This is a genomic window from Pseudomonas alkylphenolica (assembly GCF_000746525.1).
In the GTDB taxonomy this organism is placed as follows: Bacteria; Pseudomonadota; Gammaproteobacteria; order Pseudomonadales; family Pseudomonadaceae; genus Aquipseudomonas; species Aquipseudomonas alkylphenolica.
Genome location: NZ_CP009048.1, coordinates 1288498 through 1304861 on the forward strand (window position 1 = coordinate 1288498; position 16364 = coordinate 1304861).

General features: G+C 54.8%; 16 protein-coding genes. 6 read left to right on the forward strand and 10 right to left on the reverse strand.

Annotated features, from left to right (window positions below; all coding sequences use genetic code 11):
* Window positions 1-328: 328 nt before the first annotated feature.
* Together PSAKL28_RS05985 and PSAKL28_RS05990 are read right to left on the reverse strand one after the other, a co-directional pair.
* Complete coding sequence (locus PSAKL28_RS05985) at window positions 329-538, reverse strand: hypothetical protein (protein WP_038607855.1); 210 nt, start codon at window positions 536-538, stop codon at window positions 329-331.
* Window positions 539-591: 53 nt separating this feature from the next.
* On the reverse strand, window positions 592-840 hold the full coding sequence (locus PSAKL28_RS05990; protein ID WP_038607858.1) for a helix-turn-helix domain-containing protein: 249 nt from the start codon (window positions 838-840) through the stop codon (window positions 592-594).
* 112 nt (window positions 841-952) lie between these two features.
* Here PSAKL28_RS05990 and PSAKL28_RS05995 point away from each other — a divergent pair, with 112 nt between their 5' ends.
* The 3 genes from PSAKL28_RS05995 to istB all read left to right on the forward strand — a co-directional run bounded on the left by PSAKL28_RS05995 (window position 953) and on the right by istB (window position 3736).
* Window positions 953-1138 carry a hypothetical protein gene (locus tag PSAKL28_RS05995; RefSeq protein WP_038607861.1) on the forward strand — a complete coding sequence of 62 codons (186 nt, stop codon included), beginning with the start codon at window positions 953-955 and terminating at the stop codon, window positions 1136-1138.
* Between the two features lie 310 nt (window positions 1139-1448).
* Window positions 1449-2963 carry an IS21-like element IS1491 family transposase gene (istA, locus tag PSAKL28_RS06000; RefSeq protein WP_019364253.1) on the forward strand — a complete coding sequence of 505 codons (1515 nt, stop codon included), beginning with the start codon at window positions 1449-1451 and terminating at the stop codon, window positions 2961-2963.
* Between the two features lie 17 nt (window positions 2964-2980).
* On the forward strand, window positions 2981-3736 hold the full coding sequence (gene istB / locus PSAKL28_RS06005) for an IS21-like element ISPpu7 family helper ATPase IstB (RefSeq protein ID WP_003290589.1): 756 nt from the start codon (window positions 2981-2983) through the stop codon (window positions 3734-3736).
* Between the two features lie 163 nt (window positions 3737-3899).
* On the opposite strand, the gene PSAKL28_RS06010 is transcribed toward istB, so the two are convergent.
* From PSAKL28_RS06010 to PSAKL28_RS06030, 4 genes are all read right to left on the reverse strand, one after another.
* The gene (locus tag PSAKL28_RS06010; RefSeq protein ID WP_038607864.1) at window positions 3900-4598 is read right to left on the reverse strand and encodes a hypothetical protein; all 699 of its coding nucleotides are present in this window, start codon (window positions 4596-4598) and stop codon (window positions 3900-3902) included.
* A gap of 1074 nt (window positions 4599-5672) precedes the next feature.
* The gene (locus tag PSAKL28_RS06020) at window positions 5673-6476 is read right to left on the reverse strand and encodes a hypothetical protein (protein WP_038607867.1); all 804 of its coding nucleotides are present in this window, start codon (window positions 6474-6476) and stop codon (window positions 5673-5675) included.
* Between the two features lie 44 nt (window positions 6477-6520).
* A complete protein-coding gene (locus PSAKL28_RS06025; RefSeq protein ID WP_038607870.1) occupies window positions 6521-8218 on the reverse strand; it encodes a recombinase family protein in 1698 nt (565 codons plus the stop codon).
* Window positions 8219-8237: 19 nt separating this feature from the next.
* The gene (locus tag PSAKL28_RS06030; RefSeq protein ID WP_038607873.1) at window positions 8238-8711 is read right to left on the reverse strand and encodes a YchJ family protein; all 474 of its coding nucleotides are present in this window, start codon (window positions 8709-8711) and stop codon (window positions 8238-8240) included.
* A gap of 321 nt (window positions 8712-9032) precedes the next feature.
* Between PSAKL28_RS06030 and PSAKL28_RS06035 the strand changes: the two genes are divergently transcribed.
* Window positions 9033-9608 (forward strand): hypothetical protein, encoded by a 576-nt coding sequence (locus PSAKL28_RS06035; RefSeq protein ID WP_038607876.1) that lies wholly within the window; start codon window positions 9033-9035, stop codon window positions 9606-9608.
* Entirely contained in the window at window positions 9608-10645 is a 1038-nt protein-coding gene (locus PSAKL28_RS06040; protein ID WP_051939186.1) for a DUF262 domain-containing protein, read from the forward strand. The genes PSAKL28_RS06035 and PSAKL28_RS06040 overlap by 1 nt, the downstream gene beginning before the upstream one ends.
* 372 nt (window positions 10646-11017) lie before the next feature.
* On the opposite strand, the gene PSAKL28_RS06045 is transcribed toward PSAKL28_RS06040, so the two are convergent.
* The 4 genes from PSAKL28_RS06045 to PSAKL28_RS06065 form a co-directional block, all read right to left on the reverse strand.
* Window positions 11018-11767 (reverse strand): hypothetical protein, encoded by a 750-nt coding sequence (locus tag PSAKL28_RS06045; RefSeq protein WP_051939188.1) that lies wholly within the window; start codon window positions 11765-11767, stop codon window positions 11018-11020.
* 1031 nt (window positions 11768-12798) lie between these two features.
* Window positions 12799-12939 (reverse strand): hypothetical protein, encoded by a 141-nt coding sequence (locus PSAKL28_RS27600; protein WP_157687005.1) that lies wholly within the window; start codon window positions 12937-12939, stop codon window positions 12799-12801.
* A 524-nt stretch (window positions 12940-13463) separates the two neighbouring features.
* Window positions 13464-14738 (reverse strand): site-specific integrase, encoded by a 1275-nt coding sequence (locus PSAKL28_RS06060; RefSeq protein WP_038607884.1) that lies wholly within the window; start codon window positions 14736-14738, stop codon window positions 13464-13466.
* A 227-nt stretch (window positions 14739-14965) separates the two neighbouring features.
* Complete coding sequence (locus tag PSAKL28_RS06065; protein ID WP_038607887.1) at window positions 14966-15460, reverse strand: DUF6231 family protein; 495 nt, start codon at window positions 15458-15460, stop codon at window positions 14966-14968.
* Between the two features lie 160 nt (window positions 15461-15620).
* Between PSAKL28_RS06065 and PSAKL28_RS06070 the strand changes: the two genes are divergently transcribed.
* On the forward strand, window positions 15621-16307 hold the full coding sequence (locus tag PSAKL28_RS06070) for a PA1041 family peptidoglycan-binding anchor lipoprotein (protein WP_038607890.1): 687 nt from the start codon (window positions 15621-15623) through the stop codon (window positions 16305-16307).
* Window positions 16308-16364 lie beyond the last annotated feature (57 nt).

The window sequence follows — 16364 nt, forward strand, 5'->3', positions numbered from 1 at the left end:
TAGCATCTGGTGGGCGAGCAATCTGGCACGCCTGTTTGAAAGCTTTCGCTCAATTTTCAAATTCCGCGACGGAGCGAGAGAAAGCGTCTCGCTAAGCAATAACGGGTTTTCCCGGCTTGGCGTACTCAGCCTAATAGGCTGGAGGCTAATGAAATCAAGGGTTGGAGGATTTTTGGATGGAGTTGGCTGGTGACACACCTACACTAATAACCTATGTTTAGTATGGGTATATTGATGGTTTTAGAGTGGTTAATCTAGGTCTGCTCGGTGGCGTAATCCCGGTATGTTCCGGTAGCTGTATCCGGTGCTTTGCATTTCCGTCGCATTTTTATAGAGAGCGTAGAGATTCGATCCCAGACGAGATTGCTTCGGCATTGGTGTCGAGAGTCGTGAGGGTGGCCAGCACGTTGTCATGTACGGTGGTTGACCCTCGCTGACTGATCCAAAGGGAGAGTTCTTCAAGTCCTGCCCTTAGGGCGTGTTGGTTGAGTAGCAGCAGTTCCAGCGTATCGGCTGTGACCAAGCGCTTATCTTCCATGTGGGCTTCCTGATCGGTTGAGATTACGGCATCTGCATGGGCGTCAGAGCAGGTTAGAGCTCCAGTATGCCTTTCTCAAGTTCTTGCACTAGTTCGATAAGGCTGATTCCCAGAACCTTACATAGGTCGCGGAGCTGCACAATATCCAATCGACGTGTCCCGTTCTCAACGTCACTCATGAATGACTGGGGTCGACTCAGTGCCTTGGAGCAATCGACTTGGGTCAAGCCCGCCGCCTTTCTGTGCTTTCGTAGCAGATTCAGTAGGACTGTGTGTTCAGATCGATAGATCGTCTTCGGCATGGCTGGCTGGCTACAGATGGGTAGCCTCTCAACCTATATCCGGTTTTCAGATATCTGAATTTCGGATATTCTGATTTACCTAGGTATGCCATCCACGAACCACGGATAGACCATGAACGATCAGCTCTACTACCTGACCAGCCAGAAGAAGACAACGAACCACATCTTGCACCTGCTGATGTGCATCCCTACCTGTGGGTTATGGCTGTTCGTCTGGGGCATGAATATGCGTGCGAATGACTGGCACAATCGTAAGATCGACAAACAGATCAAGCAGATTCTGCAACGCAAGGCGTAGATTGATAGCCTATTAGGGAGGAAGGTCCAATCTTGCTACCCTTGCTTTCTATAGTCCCGGACTATCTCGATCACCCGTGTAAGGTCTCGTCTATTTAGTCCCGGACTGCGGATTCCACGGTCATCTGGCCACCCATTCCATGAGCATCTGACCACCGATTCCACGCTGATCCGGCCACCCATTCCACGCGCATCCGGCCACTGATTCCACGGCCATCCGGCCACTCAACCGGGCAGGCAGCTACGCAGGATTTCTTCACTACCATCGACCTCTTTTTCGAAGCAGAGAGGTCGTCGTGGAGCGTTTATCCATGCGTAAGATTCGCGAAGTACTACGTCTCAAGTTCGAGGTCGGACTATCAGCTCGCCAGATTGCGGTCAGCGTGCAGGTCGGTCGTGTCACCGTCGGCGACTACCTCAATCGTTTTGCCGCCAGTGGTCTCAGTTGGCCCTGTTCGTTGTCCGATGCCGAGTTGGAGCAGCAACTGTTCCCGCCGGCCCCGGCGGTTGCCAGCGAGAAGCGGCCTTTACCCGATTGGGCATGGGTGCATGCCGAACTGCGCCGCCCCGGGGTGACCCTGGCGCTGCTCTGGCAGGAGTACCGCCTGAGCCAGCCGCAGGGCTTTCAGTACAGCTGGTTCTGTGAGCACTACCGGGCCTGGCAGGGCAAGCTGGACGTGGTGATGCGTCAGGAGCACCGCGTCGGCGAGAAGCTGTTCGTCGACTATGCCGGCCAGACGGTGCCGGTTATCGACCGCCACAGCGGCGAGATCCGCCAGGCGCAGGTGTTCGTCGCGGTGCTCGGCGCGTCCAGCTACACCTTCGCCGAAGCCACCTGGTCGCAGCAGCTGCCGGACTGGCTAGGCTCGCATACCCGTTGCTTCGCCTTCCTCGGCGGCGTGCCGGAGATCGTGGTGCCGGACAACCTGCGCAGCGCGGTGAGCAAGGCCCATCGTTACGAGCCGGACATCAACCCCAGCTACCGCGACCTTGCCGAGCACTACGGAGTGGCGGTGGTGCCGGCGCGGGCACGCAAACCGCGCGACAAGGCCAAGGCCGAAGTCGGCGTGCAGGTGGTCGAGCGTTGGATCCTCGCGGCCCTGCGCAACCGTCAGTTCTTCTCCTTGGACGAACTCAACAGCGCCATCTCCGTGTTGCTGGAGCGGCTCAACCAACGCCCGTTCAAGAAGCTGCCGGGCTCGCGCCAGACGGCCTTCGACAGCCTGGATCGTCCGGCGCTGCGCCCCCTGCCGGAGCAACCCTACGTCTACGCCGAGTGGAAGAAAGCGCGGGTGCACATCGACTACCACGTCGAGGTCGATGGGCATTACTACTCGGTGCCGTATCAACTGGTGAAGAAGCAGCTGGAGGTGCGCCTGACGGCGCGCACCGTCGAGTGTTTCCACGCCAACCAGCGAGTGGCCAGCCACCTGCGCTCAATGCACAAGGGCCGGCACAGCACGCAGGCCGAGCACATGCCCAAGAGCCATCGCGAGCATGCCGAGTGGACGCCACAACGGCTGATCCGCTGGGCCGAGCAGACCGGGCCGAACACCGCCGGCGTGATCCGGCACATCCTCGAACGGCGCATCCATCCGCAGCAGGGCTACCGGGCCTGCCTGGGCATCCTGCGCCTGGGCAAAACCCACGGCGAAGTGCGCCTGGAGTTGGCCTGCCGTCGCGCCATCAGCCTCGGCACGTGCAGCTACAAGAGCCTCGAATCGATCCTGCGCCAGGGGCTGGAGAACCTGCCGCTGGCCCAGCAGCACCTGCCCCTGCTGCCGGACGACCACGCCAACCTGCGCGGCCCCGGCTACTACCACTGAACACAAGGAATCCCACCATGCTGCCCCATCCGACCCTGGACAAGCTGCAAACCCTGCGCCTGCACGGCATGCTCAAGGCGCTGAACGAACAACTGAAAACCCCGGACATCGACAGCCTGAGCTTCGAGGAACGCCTCGGCCTGCTGGTCGACCGCGAGCTGACTGAACGCGACGACAAGCGCCTGAGCAGCCGCCTGCGCCAGGCCCGGCTCAAGCACAACGCCTGCCTCGAAGACATCGACTACCGCAGCCCGCGCGGGCTGGATAAGGCGCTGATCCTGCAACTGAGCGGCGGCCAGTGGCTACGCGACGGCCTCAACCTGATCATCGGCGGCCCCACCGGTGTCGGTAAAACCTGGCTGGCCTGCGCCCTGGCCCACCAGGCCTGCCGAGAAGGCTACAGCGTGCGTTACCTGCGCTTGCCGCGTTTGCTGGAAGAACTGGGTCTGGCCCATGGCGACGGGCGCTTCGCCAAGCTGATGAGCAGCTACGCCAAGACCGACCTGCTGATCCTCGATGACTGGGGCTTGGCCCCGTTCACCGCCGAACAGCGGCGCGACATGCTGGAGCTACTGGACGACCGCTACGGCCAGCGCTCGACCATCGTTACCAGCCAGATGCCGGTGGACAACTGGCACGAACTGATCGGCGATCCGACCCTGGCCGACGCTATCCTCGACCGCCTGGTGCACAACGCTTACCGGATCAATCTGAAGGGTGAATCAATGCGCAAACGGACGCAGAAATTGACGACGCCAGCCAACCCGGACTAACAATGCCACCCCTGCGTCGCTGCGCTCCGACTGCCCGGCCGGATGGCCGTGGAACAGGTGGCCAGATGGCCCTGGAATGCCTGGCCAGATGAGAGCGGACTGGGTGGCCGGATGGCGTGGAATCCGCAGTCCCGGACTATTTCCCCTCGAATCCGTTAGGTGATCAAGCAGCGTTAGCCTGTCGGAGCAATGTGTAAGCACTGGTGCAATCATCGATGCAATCGAGCTCGGCTTGCAGTACGTCCCGAACCTGTGGGTTGTGCTCCAGGTACATCATCATTCCGTCCAGAGCATGTCGAGCACACTGGGCGATCAGTGAACCTTGAGACTTTCCAAGTCCTGTGGCGTTTCTTACAGCTGCGGTGCTGATATCTGGCATCTTCACAGCCGCGTACACGTGCTGAGGGCTAACGTTCAGCTTCCCTTTGCTCGCTTTGGCTACGGTGTAGCAGGCGGCCATCACGTAATCCTCAACCCAATTTTGAGCGCGCAGATCATATAGATCGTGCTCAGGATGCACGTCAGCTAGTGCAATCAGGCGGTGGAGCGGGTTGTGCATGACAGTAAAAGGACGGGTCACGCTCTTCATCGTCGCAATTTTCTTCTGCGGCTCAGGTGGTGCATTCTGCGAATCGTTCGCTGCGGACAGCAATCGCAGTGCATCTTGGGATTGCTTAGAGCTCAAACAGGATTTTGAACCGCTGCTTACGGCCTCTGATTTGGGCTCTTGGATCGGGTCTGTAGGGGGCGTGAATGCATAGGAAACGTATTGCCCAATGATTTCTCCAGTATCTGTGCTGATGCAGTAATCATCGGTGCGGTGGGTGCTGATGTTGAAGTTCTGAGCGGGATTGAAAGCCATGGGAATCCTCCTTGGGGTAAGTTCATTTCATGGGCGGTTGCCTCGGTATGTGGTTGGGCCGCAAGCGAGTACCAGCGGCCGTGTTCAGTGAAACTTTTAAGTTGAGAATCCAGTGGTTTCCCTACCTGCTGCTGCGTCAGCCCGAAGTCTGTCGGCGTAGTGGATCAGCGCTCGCACAACTTCTATGTGCACCACTCGTTCCTTCATGTACCGCTGTAGGGCGTCATCGATCACATCTGCCTTCTTCTCCTGCCAAGCTTTGTGAGCTGATAAGGGGCAGGCAAAGCTGCCGAGGCGAATTTGCTTGCCATCAGCTCTGCAAAACGCCTGATACCCAACCCCTCGTACATGCTTAGTTACCCCTAGCGGCCACTTGCCACGGGTGGCTGCGGAGTCGGTTACGATGAGGTTGAGATACGGGGGCACGTATCGACAGTGCTCCGGTCCATACACCTTGTTGCCGGGGCAAATCAGGTCTTTATCTAGGCACCAGCCTTCAACGTGGTTTTGATCGAACCACGCTTTAAACCCAGAGAAGCGGAGCCAATCAGGGTGTACTGAGCAACCGATATAAGTGGGGCAGCGAGCATGGGTTTTCTTGCCATAGCCGCGATTTATCATAGCGTTCCACGCTGAATACTCTGGCTGTAGCCGTAGCTTACCGGTCTTGGGGTCACGGTAGGACGAGTGTCCGGGGAGGTCGTTAATCCCAACTCCACACACAAGCTTTCCGCTAACACTATCGTTGGCAGAGTCTGGGGTGGGGGTGGTGGGTTCAGACGGTTTGGCTTGGAAGGCCGGGGAAGTCAAATTCAAGTCGAGCGGGTATGGCATGGATGTTCTCCTGTGTCAGTTCATTTCAATAGGCAATTCCTCTCGGTAGATGCCGGTGTAGTTTGGTGAATCTCAGGCAGCACGATACCGACATCAATCGCTCAATAAGCGATGGGTGTTTTAGGCGTGTCTGGCTGAGTCGGAAATCTTACCTGAAGTTCAATTAGTTGTCAAGGCTTAATTGATGTGAAAGATTGAATTTGATCCATGTTAATAGTTGGCCGATTGCGAGCTTTCTGATTATGAATGTTGGTTGTGGGTGATGTGCACATCGTGAATGATGAAGTCGTCAAGGTGAATTTGTCGAGAATTTTTAGGCACGTAGAATCCATGCTTTTTCATATGGTCCATTACGGACTTTCCTGCGCTGTCGCAGTGTTTGAAGATGCTGTTGATTATGCTTCCAGTTTTGTCAGATGATCCGTATAGAAGTTTTATGTGTTCGGGTAGTAGATGGTTTTTGAAATAGCTTTCTTCTCGGTTGTTGAAAGCTGGGATTTTGCCCAGATCATGATCAACAATTATGCCAAGTCTTTTGCCTTTCAATAGGTTGTGGTTAAGAGAGGTTATAGCTAAATGCCAGCCAATCGGTTCAAATACACTGTTATCAGATTTCGTAGCAATCAAGAATGCTTTGTGAGGCTCTACAGAAAAAGGCATCTCCAATTCGCTTAGTTTCTTCTTTATTATGTATGAAGAGCAGACTCCAATGGCGTAGCCGTTATGTCTCTCTCGAAAGCCAGGGTCGCCGTAATAATTGGTGTCCACCGCCATTAAGTGATCAAAGTTTTTGACGAGCTGTGGCCACATGTCATCTAGATAAAACTCATTGCCTCCAATTGGGAAGGAGGAGACAACCTTGTCTTCCTTGGTGTCTCGCGGATGCGTAACCTTGTTGTAAACAGAGGTGGGGTCTAATTGGGGGATGGAGAAAAGTCCTGTCGCCGGATCAAATCTGATTGTCAACTCCGAAACTACATCCTTTGTTGTGCCGTATACCCATTCCGTACGTGGCTTTGGTGGAGTTCCTTTGTTCTTAGCCATGCTTTAAGTCCTTCTCTAATATTCCTAGGTGGTAGGGTTACAGGCTATTCTTTAACGGTTCCGTGACGTGCTTTCCACATCGCCAGAAGCTCTGACGGTAGCTCATCCCAAGATTCAGTTTTGGCAAAGGTGGCTTCCACCTCGTTCAGGTCGCCTTGGATCACCTGAAGGTCGACATGCTCGTCGTGCATTGCTTCAAAACGGATGTTGCCGCCTTGGTGCATCAGGTAGAAGAGCAAGTTTGGTGATTCGGCACTGAACAGAGTGGGGATGGCGTTGTTCTTAGTGACCCAATACGTCTCGTCTGTTCTGCCGTTCTTGTTGACGAAGATGTAGAGGCCAAGCCTCTTGATGAGATTGTTAGCAGCTACCCGGCCTTCAAACGAAACGAGGTCCAGCTTCTTAAAGAAGTCGTCTTTGTTCATCACCCTGTCAGATGCCAACTGCTCACTGATGGCTGCACACTCCGATTCAAGAGCACCAATCTCGGCTTCCAGTTCGTGTAGTAGCTTCGCAGTGATGCGGGATGGGAACTCAGCGTGTGACGCTTCTGCATCGTCCTGACGCACTTTAAGAGATGCGATGCGGCCTTCTACAATATGCAAAGACTTCTGCAATCTGCCCGAGCTGTCCTGCACCAGCGACAGGCTGTCTACCTTAGGCAGCATCTCTTTAAATACTTCCTCGGTGCGTGGGGCGCTGATGATCCCGGCGTCACACAGTCCCCTAGTAACCTTGGAGCATTTGTAATACTTACGGCCACGTTGGCCTTGGAGGTGCATGGCGGCCCCGCATTTGTAGCAATTGAGGATACCTGCCAGCACGTTGAAATTGGTGGTGGTCTTGGTGACGGTGTGAGTTTTGCGAGACGATCTAGCAGCGTGGGCCAGGTAGTATTCATCCTCAGTCACTACGGAAGGGAAGTAGCCCTTGATCGGCTCTCCGTCGGGAGTTCTCTTGCCGTCTATGAAGATGTGAGGCTGGTACTCCCCGATGGTCGTCCGGCTGTCGAGGATATGTCGCACGGTCGAGAAGCCCCACAGGCCGGAGAAATTCTTTCTTCCTGCACTGAAAGCGGGTATGCCCTCCTGATTCAATGTGGCTGCAATGATGCGGGAGCCGTGGCCCTTTGTGGATAGGTCGAAGATGCGGCGAACAACGGCAGCCTTGTCAGGGTTGAGCACATAGCTATCTGGTGTCACATCGAGCCACAGCGGACGGAGTTTGCCCAAGGGCTTGCCAGTGGTGCGAGCCTCTTTCTGTTTCGCACGCCATGCAGAGGATACCCGGCCACCCTTGGTTGCCGATTCCTCATGTGCACGTGACATTGAGATGATCGAGATGATCAGATCGAGTTCGTTGTATTCCTTGGTATACAGACGTTTGTCCACGCTTGTGTAGACGTTGATGCCCTTGGCCAGCAGGTCGAGGAATCTTGGAAGGGCGTCACGCACTCGTTCACGTGAAAGACGATCCAGCGATTCCACTACTAGATAGCTGCCGGGTGGGATTGTCCCGTCTTCCACATAGCTCAGGAATCGGGCTAGCTCGCCAGTGTCGTCAAGGTGCTTGCCTTTGAAGGCCGAACGCCCTGCATCAAAGAATAGGTATTCTCTCGGGTCCGCCAGCTCTAAGCCGTTCTCATCGCAAAAGGCTTTGGCTGCCTTTACCTGTCTGGTGTAGCTGTCGCCTGCTGACTGCTTTGCACTACTGAATCTGATGTAGCTGAAAACCTTGCTCACGAGACAAACGCTCAAATTGCTATGGTAGGTAATTGTGGCAACACTTCTTGAATTTCTGCCCGCTGGCGCATGGGCAGGCGTCGTTGCGTCCGGCTTTCAGGCCGACCGTCGGGTCGATGAAATACCAGTGCCCGTCATTCTGCACAAAGGCCGAACGCTCGCGATGGCTATGTTCGCCGTCATTATCGTGCCAGCGGGCAGTGAAGGTGACGAAGGCATGTTCAGGCTTGCCGCCAAATACCTCGGCGCTTTCCACTTCAAGGCCCAACCAGGTGCTTTGCGCGCTCCAGGCGGCAATCGCGGCGCGGTCAAGGCCGGCCTGCTGCACAGGCAGGGTGGTGTTCACCAGGTAATCGATCAGCCCCAGCACATAGGCGCTGTAGCGCGAACGCATCAGCGTCTGTGCATCGGGGGCCGGATGCCCGGCGTGATAGTGTCCGCAACAGGCGTCGAGCAGATTACCGCTGCCGCAGGGACAAACCGAGACACTCATTGTTTCACCACCAGTACTTGCCAAAATTTTGCGGATTGGCCCAGAACTGAGAGGGGCATGGTGGCAGGCCAAGCGTAGCGGGCTTCATAGAGGACCTCAATGGTTTCTGGTAACGCGATGGTGACAGTGTTGGTGACAGATGGCGAGCACGCAAGGCGTCTCGGTGTCCAATTCCCCCGGTCCAATCTGAAACATGAGTAATCAGGGCCACATGGGTGGCACTTGGGTCGGGGCAGATTGAAATCAGATGGGGTGTATCGTAGCCTTGGTAGCGATTCGCGCAGTCACACCCGAATTCATATGGATATTGGACGTTAGGCGATGAGTTACAGCAGTCTCGCGCAATTCTCAGAAGACATTTTTTCAAGTGATCCCAAAGAGCTAATAACTCGCTGGATCAATACTGAACAACCTCACGCTTTCGCATCCAATGAGGCATATAATGGATTTCGAGAAAAAATAGAGAGGGACTGGCCGCAGAGTGAAATGATTGCGGTTGCCGGTAGCGGAAACTGGCGATACAGCCTTAATCCAAAAAAGAATTTTGGTGAGTTTCATAAAGGTAGCGATATTGATGTTGTAGTGATAAGTCGAGAGTATTTCGAGCGTACCTGGCAAGAATTACGCACCATTCATAAGAAGCTCTGGATTCGGTGGACTTCTGATGAGCGTGCTGCTGTGATGCGCACGGGGCAGAATGTCTACTGTGGGTTTGCCTCTCCGAAATACATTCCCGAGCCCAGAAACTCTTATAGATTTGATTTTCTTAAGAAGTGCAATTCCTACTCCACTGGAGCTGTTGAGCACAGGGAAGTAAATCTAATGTTTTTCAAGTCTACTGAAGATGCAGTCGACTACTACTTGCGTGGCGTTCGTCTCGCGAAAGGAAAGCTCTAATGGAATATGAAGTTAGCTTGCAAACTATTGCGTGGATAAACTCGCAGAGGAACGAAGAGAAGCTTGAGATTAGTGCTGCCTTCCAGCGGCGTGCTGTATGGCTTGAGCGTGAGCGGGCTGAGCTTATTGCGACTATTCTCGACGGCCTACCGTTTCCAGAGATCTATATTCATGTCGTCACTGATGCAGACAGTGGGAAACAAACCCATATTGTTGTAGATGGACAGCAGCGAACTACTTCGATTTTGATGTTCATTGATAATGAGTTTTCCCTTCCGTCAGGACGTACAGGGTCAGCAGCCTACTTTCGCGATCTTAGTGCCGAAACGAAAGAGAGGTTTTGGGACTATAAGGTCGTAGTTCGTAGCCTCAGGAAGACAAATGATGCTGAGATTCGTGACATTTTTGCACGTCTCAATACCAATAATATAACGCTAAATGACCAAGAGCTTCGGAATGCGAAGTATGTTGGTAAGTTTAAGCAGGCCGCTGAACGCTTGGCAGATAACCCTCTCTTCGAAGACATGGGGCTTTTCACTGCTCGGGATATGCGAAGGATGCTTGACGTAGAGTTTGTGTCTGAGCTCCTGCTTCGGCTTACTATTGGTATTGTAAATAAGAAGGATTTGCTGGAAGAAACCTATGCCGCTTATGAGGAGGAGTTTCCAGGGGAGGCGCAGTATGAAACGGAGTTTACAACGGCAATGTCTTTGATTTGGAGTGTATATGACGACTCCATAAAGGCGTCTTACAAATCAAGGGGTAACTTCTCGAGTATATTTGGTTGCTTTGTTGAGTATTACAGAGTTACTGGTCGAAGAGCATTTCTTCAGCCGCAGCTCGTTAAGGAGGTATTCAGCAGTTTCTTGAACGCGGTACGCAATAGAGAGTTTTCGGATGAAGCAGCGAACATTGAGATTTATCACGATGCTGTGTCTCGTGCGTCCTCTGACCGGTCACGTCGTGCACGTCGAGAGAACATTCTGAGCGAGCTCCTCGTTCAGGCAGGGGAGCTCAAACAGCCATTCAACCTCTGATCAACATTCGGCTTGTGCTTTGTTTAGGCGAGCCATCATGTTGATGGCAGGCGGGCCAGCAGGTCATGCAAGGGGCATAGGCACCTTGACCACATCAGCAATGATGTCCAAAAGGTATGCTTGGCACTACGGATGACGGTAGCTATCCCAGGACAGCAATGGTGGTCCTTATTGCCCGCCCGTGAGGTTCCCTATGGCGCCTGCGCGAGGGCCTACGGGGTAACCTGCGCGGGAATGATTGATTAGATGATCATTCAGAAATTTTCTGTATTTTCTCAACGGGGCTTATGCCACAGCCAGCAGGCCAGATGGACAGCCACACAGACCACGTAGGCAGCCTGTAGTCCATGGGGTTCTCCTTGAGTTGTTGGTTCAGTAGTCCGGGGATGACGACTTGAGGTTCTCCTTGAGTCGCGCCTTGGCATCCCGCTGGGCTTTGTCCTTACGGGCTTTCACTTCGACCACTCGAAGGTTCACCGCTTCGGCGTTCTTACGGAGCCAATCCAGACCACGAGGCTTTACCCGCCATCCTTCACGGTTACCGAAGTCCGATGAGACCTTCACAAAGGCGCCCACCACGAAGCCCTGAGGTTTTGGTCGAGGCGAACCCTCACGGGTCCCGAAGTCGTCCACGGGATACACAAAGTTGCCCATGGTGACCAGAGCGTCCTGAGCGAGTCGAGGTTGTTGAATACCAGCCACACGGCAAGCCTCGGTCCATGTAAGACCAGCACCTCGGGCTTTCATGTCGAGGGTCGAAGCCTTGGGCATGTTGGCGTCTAAGAGGGCATCCTTACGGCGAAGCTCACGGACTGCACTGTTACGCATGGCGACGAAGGCGTCCACGACCATCACATAGAAGTCCAGAGAGCAAGCCATGGCATAGGCGATGGTCGCCCTCTCAGTTGCGTAAGAGCCACCACTATCACCGTGAACGGTATGCAGATTTGCACATCGGTCGAAGTAGTCCCGATCACGACCACGCCATTGAGCAGGTGGTTTTGTCAGGTCGGGTAAAGCCTTGTTGATTTCCGTGAGACTCCACAGGCCCTCAGCGTTTGGCTTGAAGGTGTGCCCTTCGATAACGATAGGCAGCAGGTCGGTTTGGTTGTTGGTCAGCATAGGGTCGATTTCCTTTTGTTCGCCCTCTGAGTCGCACCCACGGACCAGCCCACAGACCCCGACAAGGGTGCTGGCGTGGCCTCAAAGGGCGAACAGAAGAACTGTGGATTGAATGCCCGTGCGTGGGCGAGATGGAGAGTTCGACTTTTCGGGGCTCTCGCAGGTGAAGCGGGTGGAGCCCCTGCCGCTCCCTCTCAGGTCGGTCTTACGGCGCACTAAGGGATTTCCTTAGGTCAGCTCAGGGTAATGCGGGTGATCATCGGGAAGGCCACAGCCTCGGTCTGGAGACCATCTAACTTGAAGTAGTAGCGCATAGGGCCTCCTTAGAGATGGACTGAGAGAATAGGTATTATCATGGTCGCCAGACCAATCCATAACTTAGAGGTGTGCTTAAGAAAAACTTAAATATTAAGGATAATGATTTAATTAAAGATAATAGTTATAGAGTTACTCATTGAGCAATCTCTAAGATCTTTAAGGTAAAGGCCCCCGTGCAACTTGAGCAATACACGGTGGCCCCAATTCCGTGCAAGGTCTCTCTGCGGTGTCTACATGGACATCGAGTAACGAGTGACAATATCAAGCTGCGCTCCCTCCTACTGGAGCCAGACGCTGAAGGTCTGCTTACCGGGGAACGGTTGAGCGCTTGGCGTGCCTCCCCGTGATGGGTGGTCGCACTGGTCGTCTCGGTCGTCTCGGTCGCCCGTGTAGGTGGGCGGTAGGGGGCCTTAGAGATTGCCTCTGTAGCCATAGTGAGGGTTTCTGACCCCGCAGAGATAGCACCTCAACCAAAGCCAAGGTTGTCTCTCTCAATAGTGAGGGTTAAATAACCTCTTGTTGACATCCTTACGGATTTTAGGAGGGGAATAATTCAGTAAGGCGCGGGTGGACCGTATCTACCACGCTCCTACGCTCCCGGAGCAAGGCCAGGACCCAGCGAGTCGATTAGATTTCACGTAGGGGCACAGAATCGCTCAGGTCTCACAGCGGTCAGACTGACGCCTGTAGCAATGAGACCCAACGATGGGGAGTTACTCGTATTCAGACAAACAGTTAGCACACAGATCATGGCCTCCGACATCGGCAACTACAGGCCCGTTACCGCACTGGTCGCACTCATTGCCAAGGTCGTCGTCGTTGTCTTTCTCATCGTCAAGATCAAACTCGTTCATATGGTCTCCTCAAAGTAAACGGAAAGGTTAACTCGCAGCGCTGTGTTGGCCTACCGGCAAGGGGTAGTCCCCAAATCGCGTTTCTACCTTCTGGCTTTGTTCTCTTTATTGGAAGCGTAGGCACCTATACCTCCTGAAACGACAATCAGGACTGCGTTTGCCCAAAGAGGAATATCTGCAAACTGGTCACCAGAGTTAATCAACGGACCATTGTGGAAAAAGCCCCCTACAAAAATCCCAATTAATAGGTAGGCCATTCCACTGAACACGACCCATTGGAAAAAATTAGCCCGTATTCCCTGTATGAATCTCATGACATTCCTTGAAAATAGAGTGAGGTAGCTTTTTCAGTGAGCCATCATATAACCACGCATTTCGCACGACCAGATAACTCCCTGCTCAGTGCTCCCTCCTACGCCCCAAAGGACAACACTTTGCCCCAGCAAGTCCCGTAGATTCCGCGTAGGAGCGCGATACGGTAGTGGTCAAAGTGGGGGAATCTACCCACAACGGCAGACCTTTGGTTAACCCTTGAACGCCTTCACGAGCGCCTCATGGACCACCTTAACGGGCAACCGCTGGGTTCTCGCATAGAGGTCATTGGTGATGTTCCCTGCGCTATGCCCAGTGACAGCCTGCATGATGGCGTTTGGAATCACAGCGGCCTTCATGAGCCCCGAAATGGAGTGTCTCAGTGAGTGGAATGACAAGTCACCACCAGCCTTCAGCCCCAGAGGTTCCCTGAGTGCATCATTGAGCGGCCTATTGAAGTAGTGTTCCTTCTGCTTGAACAGCCGACCTCCATTTGCATCGACCCACTCAAGGAAGGCCTCAAGGGAGAACCCATAGGCCCCATCGACCAGCGGAACGAGCCTCACAGAGAAGTCGTTCTTCAGGGTCTTGCCGCCGTTCTCATCCTTGTTGATGTCGATGACGGTGATGCCATCCACCTGCCTCACGTCCTCCTGGGTGAGCTGGTAAAGCTCCCCAATGCGAAGCCCTGTGAGGACTCCCAACGATATTGCCCAGCGCTTCCAATCGTCCACAGGTAGGCCATTGGCATGGGCCATGACAGTTGCAATCTGGTCCCGCGAGAACGGCTTACGGGTGCTCTCAGCGCCTCGTTCAATCTTCAGGCGATTGGCAAGCGAATACGGGATATAGGCATTGTCCTTGGCCCAATCCATCACCGTCATGAGTTGGCCCAGCAGCTTGTTGCTCGTCAGCGGCTTTCGGCCTTCAATCACCTTCGCCTTGAGGGTTGTCATGTCCTCTCTTGTATGGGTCCTGATGTCCAAGTCCCCGAGGAGGGCCGAGAGGGTCCGGCAGTTGGACGTCACGGAATTGAAAGTGGAAGCGGTTACGTTGCCTTTGCGTTCAGCCAAAAAGAGCCCTGAGAGGGCCTCGAAGGTCATGGGCTCTTGAGCAACCGCAGGCGGTAATACAGATAGGGACGGGAAAGGGGCTACAGGCGTGCCACAAGATAGCTCCCCAATGATGTCCGTGAGTCCCTGAGGGCGACCATCCAGACGATCCTGAGCTGCCTTGAGCACTCGTTGACCCGTACCTATGGCCCGTTGCTGGCTCACATTGAACTGACCAAGCGAGGCAGCCTCAGCGAGATGGTTGCTCATCTGGTCGTAGAGTTCCATGTAGAGGCCCCGTGAGTCCTCGCTATGGCCCTGTAGGGCGTCCTCAGCGATCTCCTTGAGGCGCTCCTTGAGGTCCTCCCACGAAGCCTCAGGCTGGTCGAGGTGAAAGACAGCCAGTGTCTTGAGGATGTCCTTGGAGAACTGCATAGCGGTTGGCCTATCGGTGGAACGGAGAGAGATGGTGAGACTACGGGCAGAGCAGCCCCGAGGGCGAACCCTGAGGTAGTAGATGCCTGAGCGTCTGTAGTGCCAGACAGAGAGCGCCTGAAAGGGTCGCTGGTGACAAGGCTGGTGACAGGGTGGTGACACTTGGCCTTGCTCTGGCATAGCTTGGATAGCGTTCATGGTTACGTAAGCCCTTGATATTCATGGGTTTACCACCAGTACTTCCCAAACATTTCCGGGTTGGCCCAGAACTTGGCATTGAGCCAGTCCGGGACCTGCTTGTATTCACGTAGATCATAGGTGAACAGGCTCAGGACCTGATCATCGCGCTGAAATTTTTCGTTGGCTTGCAGGGCCAGGGCGAAGAAATCGGTGTCTTGCCAGCCGCAGGCGCTCAGGTCGGCCAGCACTGCCACGCGGCTGGCATTGAGGTTGCGGATGCCGCCGAGCAACTGCAGACCATCGCGCTTGGGCAGGTGCTCCAGGCAATCGACCAGCAAGGCTAGATCAAAGCGCTGAGCGGCCAAGTCCGTAGGTAAAGGTCCCGGCTTGGTCTGGGCAATCTCCACGTGCGGGTGTGCCTGGACAAAGACGTCCAAAGCCGGAAAACGCGTGCCGACCAGTAATAAACGTTGCGGTAGATGGTGTTCAAGCAGCGCCGCCAGGGCTTGCTGCGGGGTTCGTTGGGAAAATCCGTCAATCATCGGGAATCCTCGGTCAGATGCGTCAAGACTAACGATCTCGGGCCGTCAGGCATAGAGGCTGACAGCCGCATCATGGCTTATTGCTGGCGGAGTCGGTTTGTGCGGTCTTTACTCCCATAGCATCGGTTTTAAACCGATTCCCCCAAGGAGACGCAACAAAATGAGCATAGTACGCACAGCATTACCTCTGGTTCTGCTAACCAGCGTCTTAACTGGTTGCGCAGGTTTGCAAAAAACTGACTGGCCGATATGTGCTGCCGTCGGGGGTGTAGGCGGCGCGGGATTGGGCGCTATAGAAAGTTCAAGCTGGGCTGGCTGGGGTGCATTGCTTGGCGCTGGCTTGGCGGCAGGCTATTGCTGGGCCCACGGCGATGGTGATGAAGATGGTGACGGCGTACCGGACAGCCGTGACAAGTGCCCGGGTACCCCGCGTGGCGTTCAGGTCGATGCCAATGGCTGCCCACCAGCGCCTGTGGTCGAAGAAGCGGTCGTGGTCAAGGAAGAGGTCATCGTCATTCGCGACGTTCACTTCGAGTTCGATTCTGCCCGGTTGACGCCAGCCGACAAGGAACGCCTGAATACCATTGCGACCCGCCTGAAAAACGAGGCGCCGACGGCCAGACTGAGTGTCACCGGTCACACCGACAGCGTCGGTCGCGATGCCTATAATCAGAAACTCTCGGAGCAACGTGCCCAATCGGTCACCGACTACCTGGTCAGCAGCGGAGTGCCGCAAGCCAGCTTTGTTTCGGTGCAGGGTGCAGGCGAGTCGCGGCCGGAAGCCGACAATGCGACCGCTGAAGGGCGGGCCATGAACCGCCGTGTGGAGATTCGTATCCAGCGCTGAAGCGCAACTGGCCTGCGGCTTGAGAAGTGCCGCAGGCCAGTCTTTACTCCTGTGTGA

Bases quoted from the DNA above. Each gene is read 5' to 3' on its own strand.
- PSAKL28_RS05995 (WP_038607861.1), top strand. From the start codon at position 953: ATGAACGATCAGCTCTACTACCTGACCAGCCAGAAGAAGACAACGAAC.
- istB (WP_003290589.1), top strand. From the start codon at position 2,981: ATGCTGCCCCATCCGACCCTGGACAAGCTGCAAACCCTGCGCCTGCAC.
- PSAKL28_RS06035 (WP_038607876.1), top strand. From the start codon at position 9,033: ATGAGTTACAGCAGTCTCGCGCAATTCTCAGAAGACATTTTTTCAAGT.
- PSAKL28_RS06010 (WP_038607864.1), bottom strand. From the start codon at position 4,598: ATGGCTTTCAATCCCGCTCAGAACTTCAACATCAGCACCCACCGCACC.
- istA (WP_019364253.1), top strand. From the start codon at position 1,449: ATGCGTAAGATTCGCGAAGTACTACGTCTCAAGTTCGAGGTCGGACTA.
- PSAKL28_RS06030 (WP_038607873.1), bottom strand. From the start codon at position 8,711: ATGAGTGTCTCGGTTTGTCCCTGCGGCAGCGGTAATCTGCTCGACGCC.
- PSAKL28_RS06040 (WP_051939186.1), top strand. From the start codon at position 9,608: ATGGAATATGAAGTTAGCTTGCAAACTATTGCGTGGATAAACTCGCAG.
- PSAKL28_RS06070 (WP_038607890.1), top strand. From the start codon at position 15,621: ATGAGCATAGTACGCACAGCATTACCTCTGGTTCTGCTAACCAGCGTC.
- PSAKL28_RS06020 (WP_038607867.1), bottom strand. From the start codon at position 6,476: ATGGCTAAGAACAAAGGAACTCCACCAAAGCCACGTACGGAATGGGTA.
- PSAKL28_RS06060 (WP_038607884.1), bottom strand. From the start codon at position 14,738: ATGCAGTTCTCCAAGGACATCCTCAAGACACTGGCTGTCTTTCACCTC.
- PSAKL28_RS06065 (WP_038607887.1), bottom strand. From the start codon at position 15,460: ATGATTGACGGATTTTCCCAACGAACCCCGCAGCAAGCCCTGGCGGCG.
- PSAKL28_RS05985 (WP_038607855.1), bottom strand. From the start codon at position 538: ATGGAAGATAAGCGCTTGGTCACAGCCGATACGCTGGAACTGCTGCTA.
- PSAKL28_RS06045 (WP_051939188.1), bottom strand. From the start codon at position 11,767: ATGCTGACCAACAACCAAACCGACCTGCTGCCTATCGTTATCGAAGGG.
- PSAKL28_RS27600 (WP_157687005.1), bottom strand. From the start codon at position 12,939: ATGAACGAGTTTGATCTTGACGATGAGAAAGACAACGACGACGACCTT.
- PSAKL28_RS05990 (WP_038607858.1), bottom strand. From the start codon at position 840: ATGCCGAAGACGATCTATCGATCTGAACACACAGTCCTACTGAATCTG.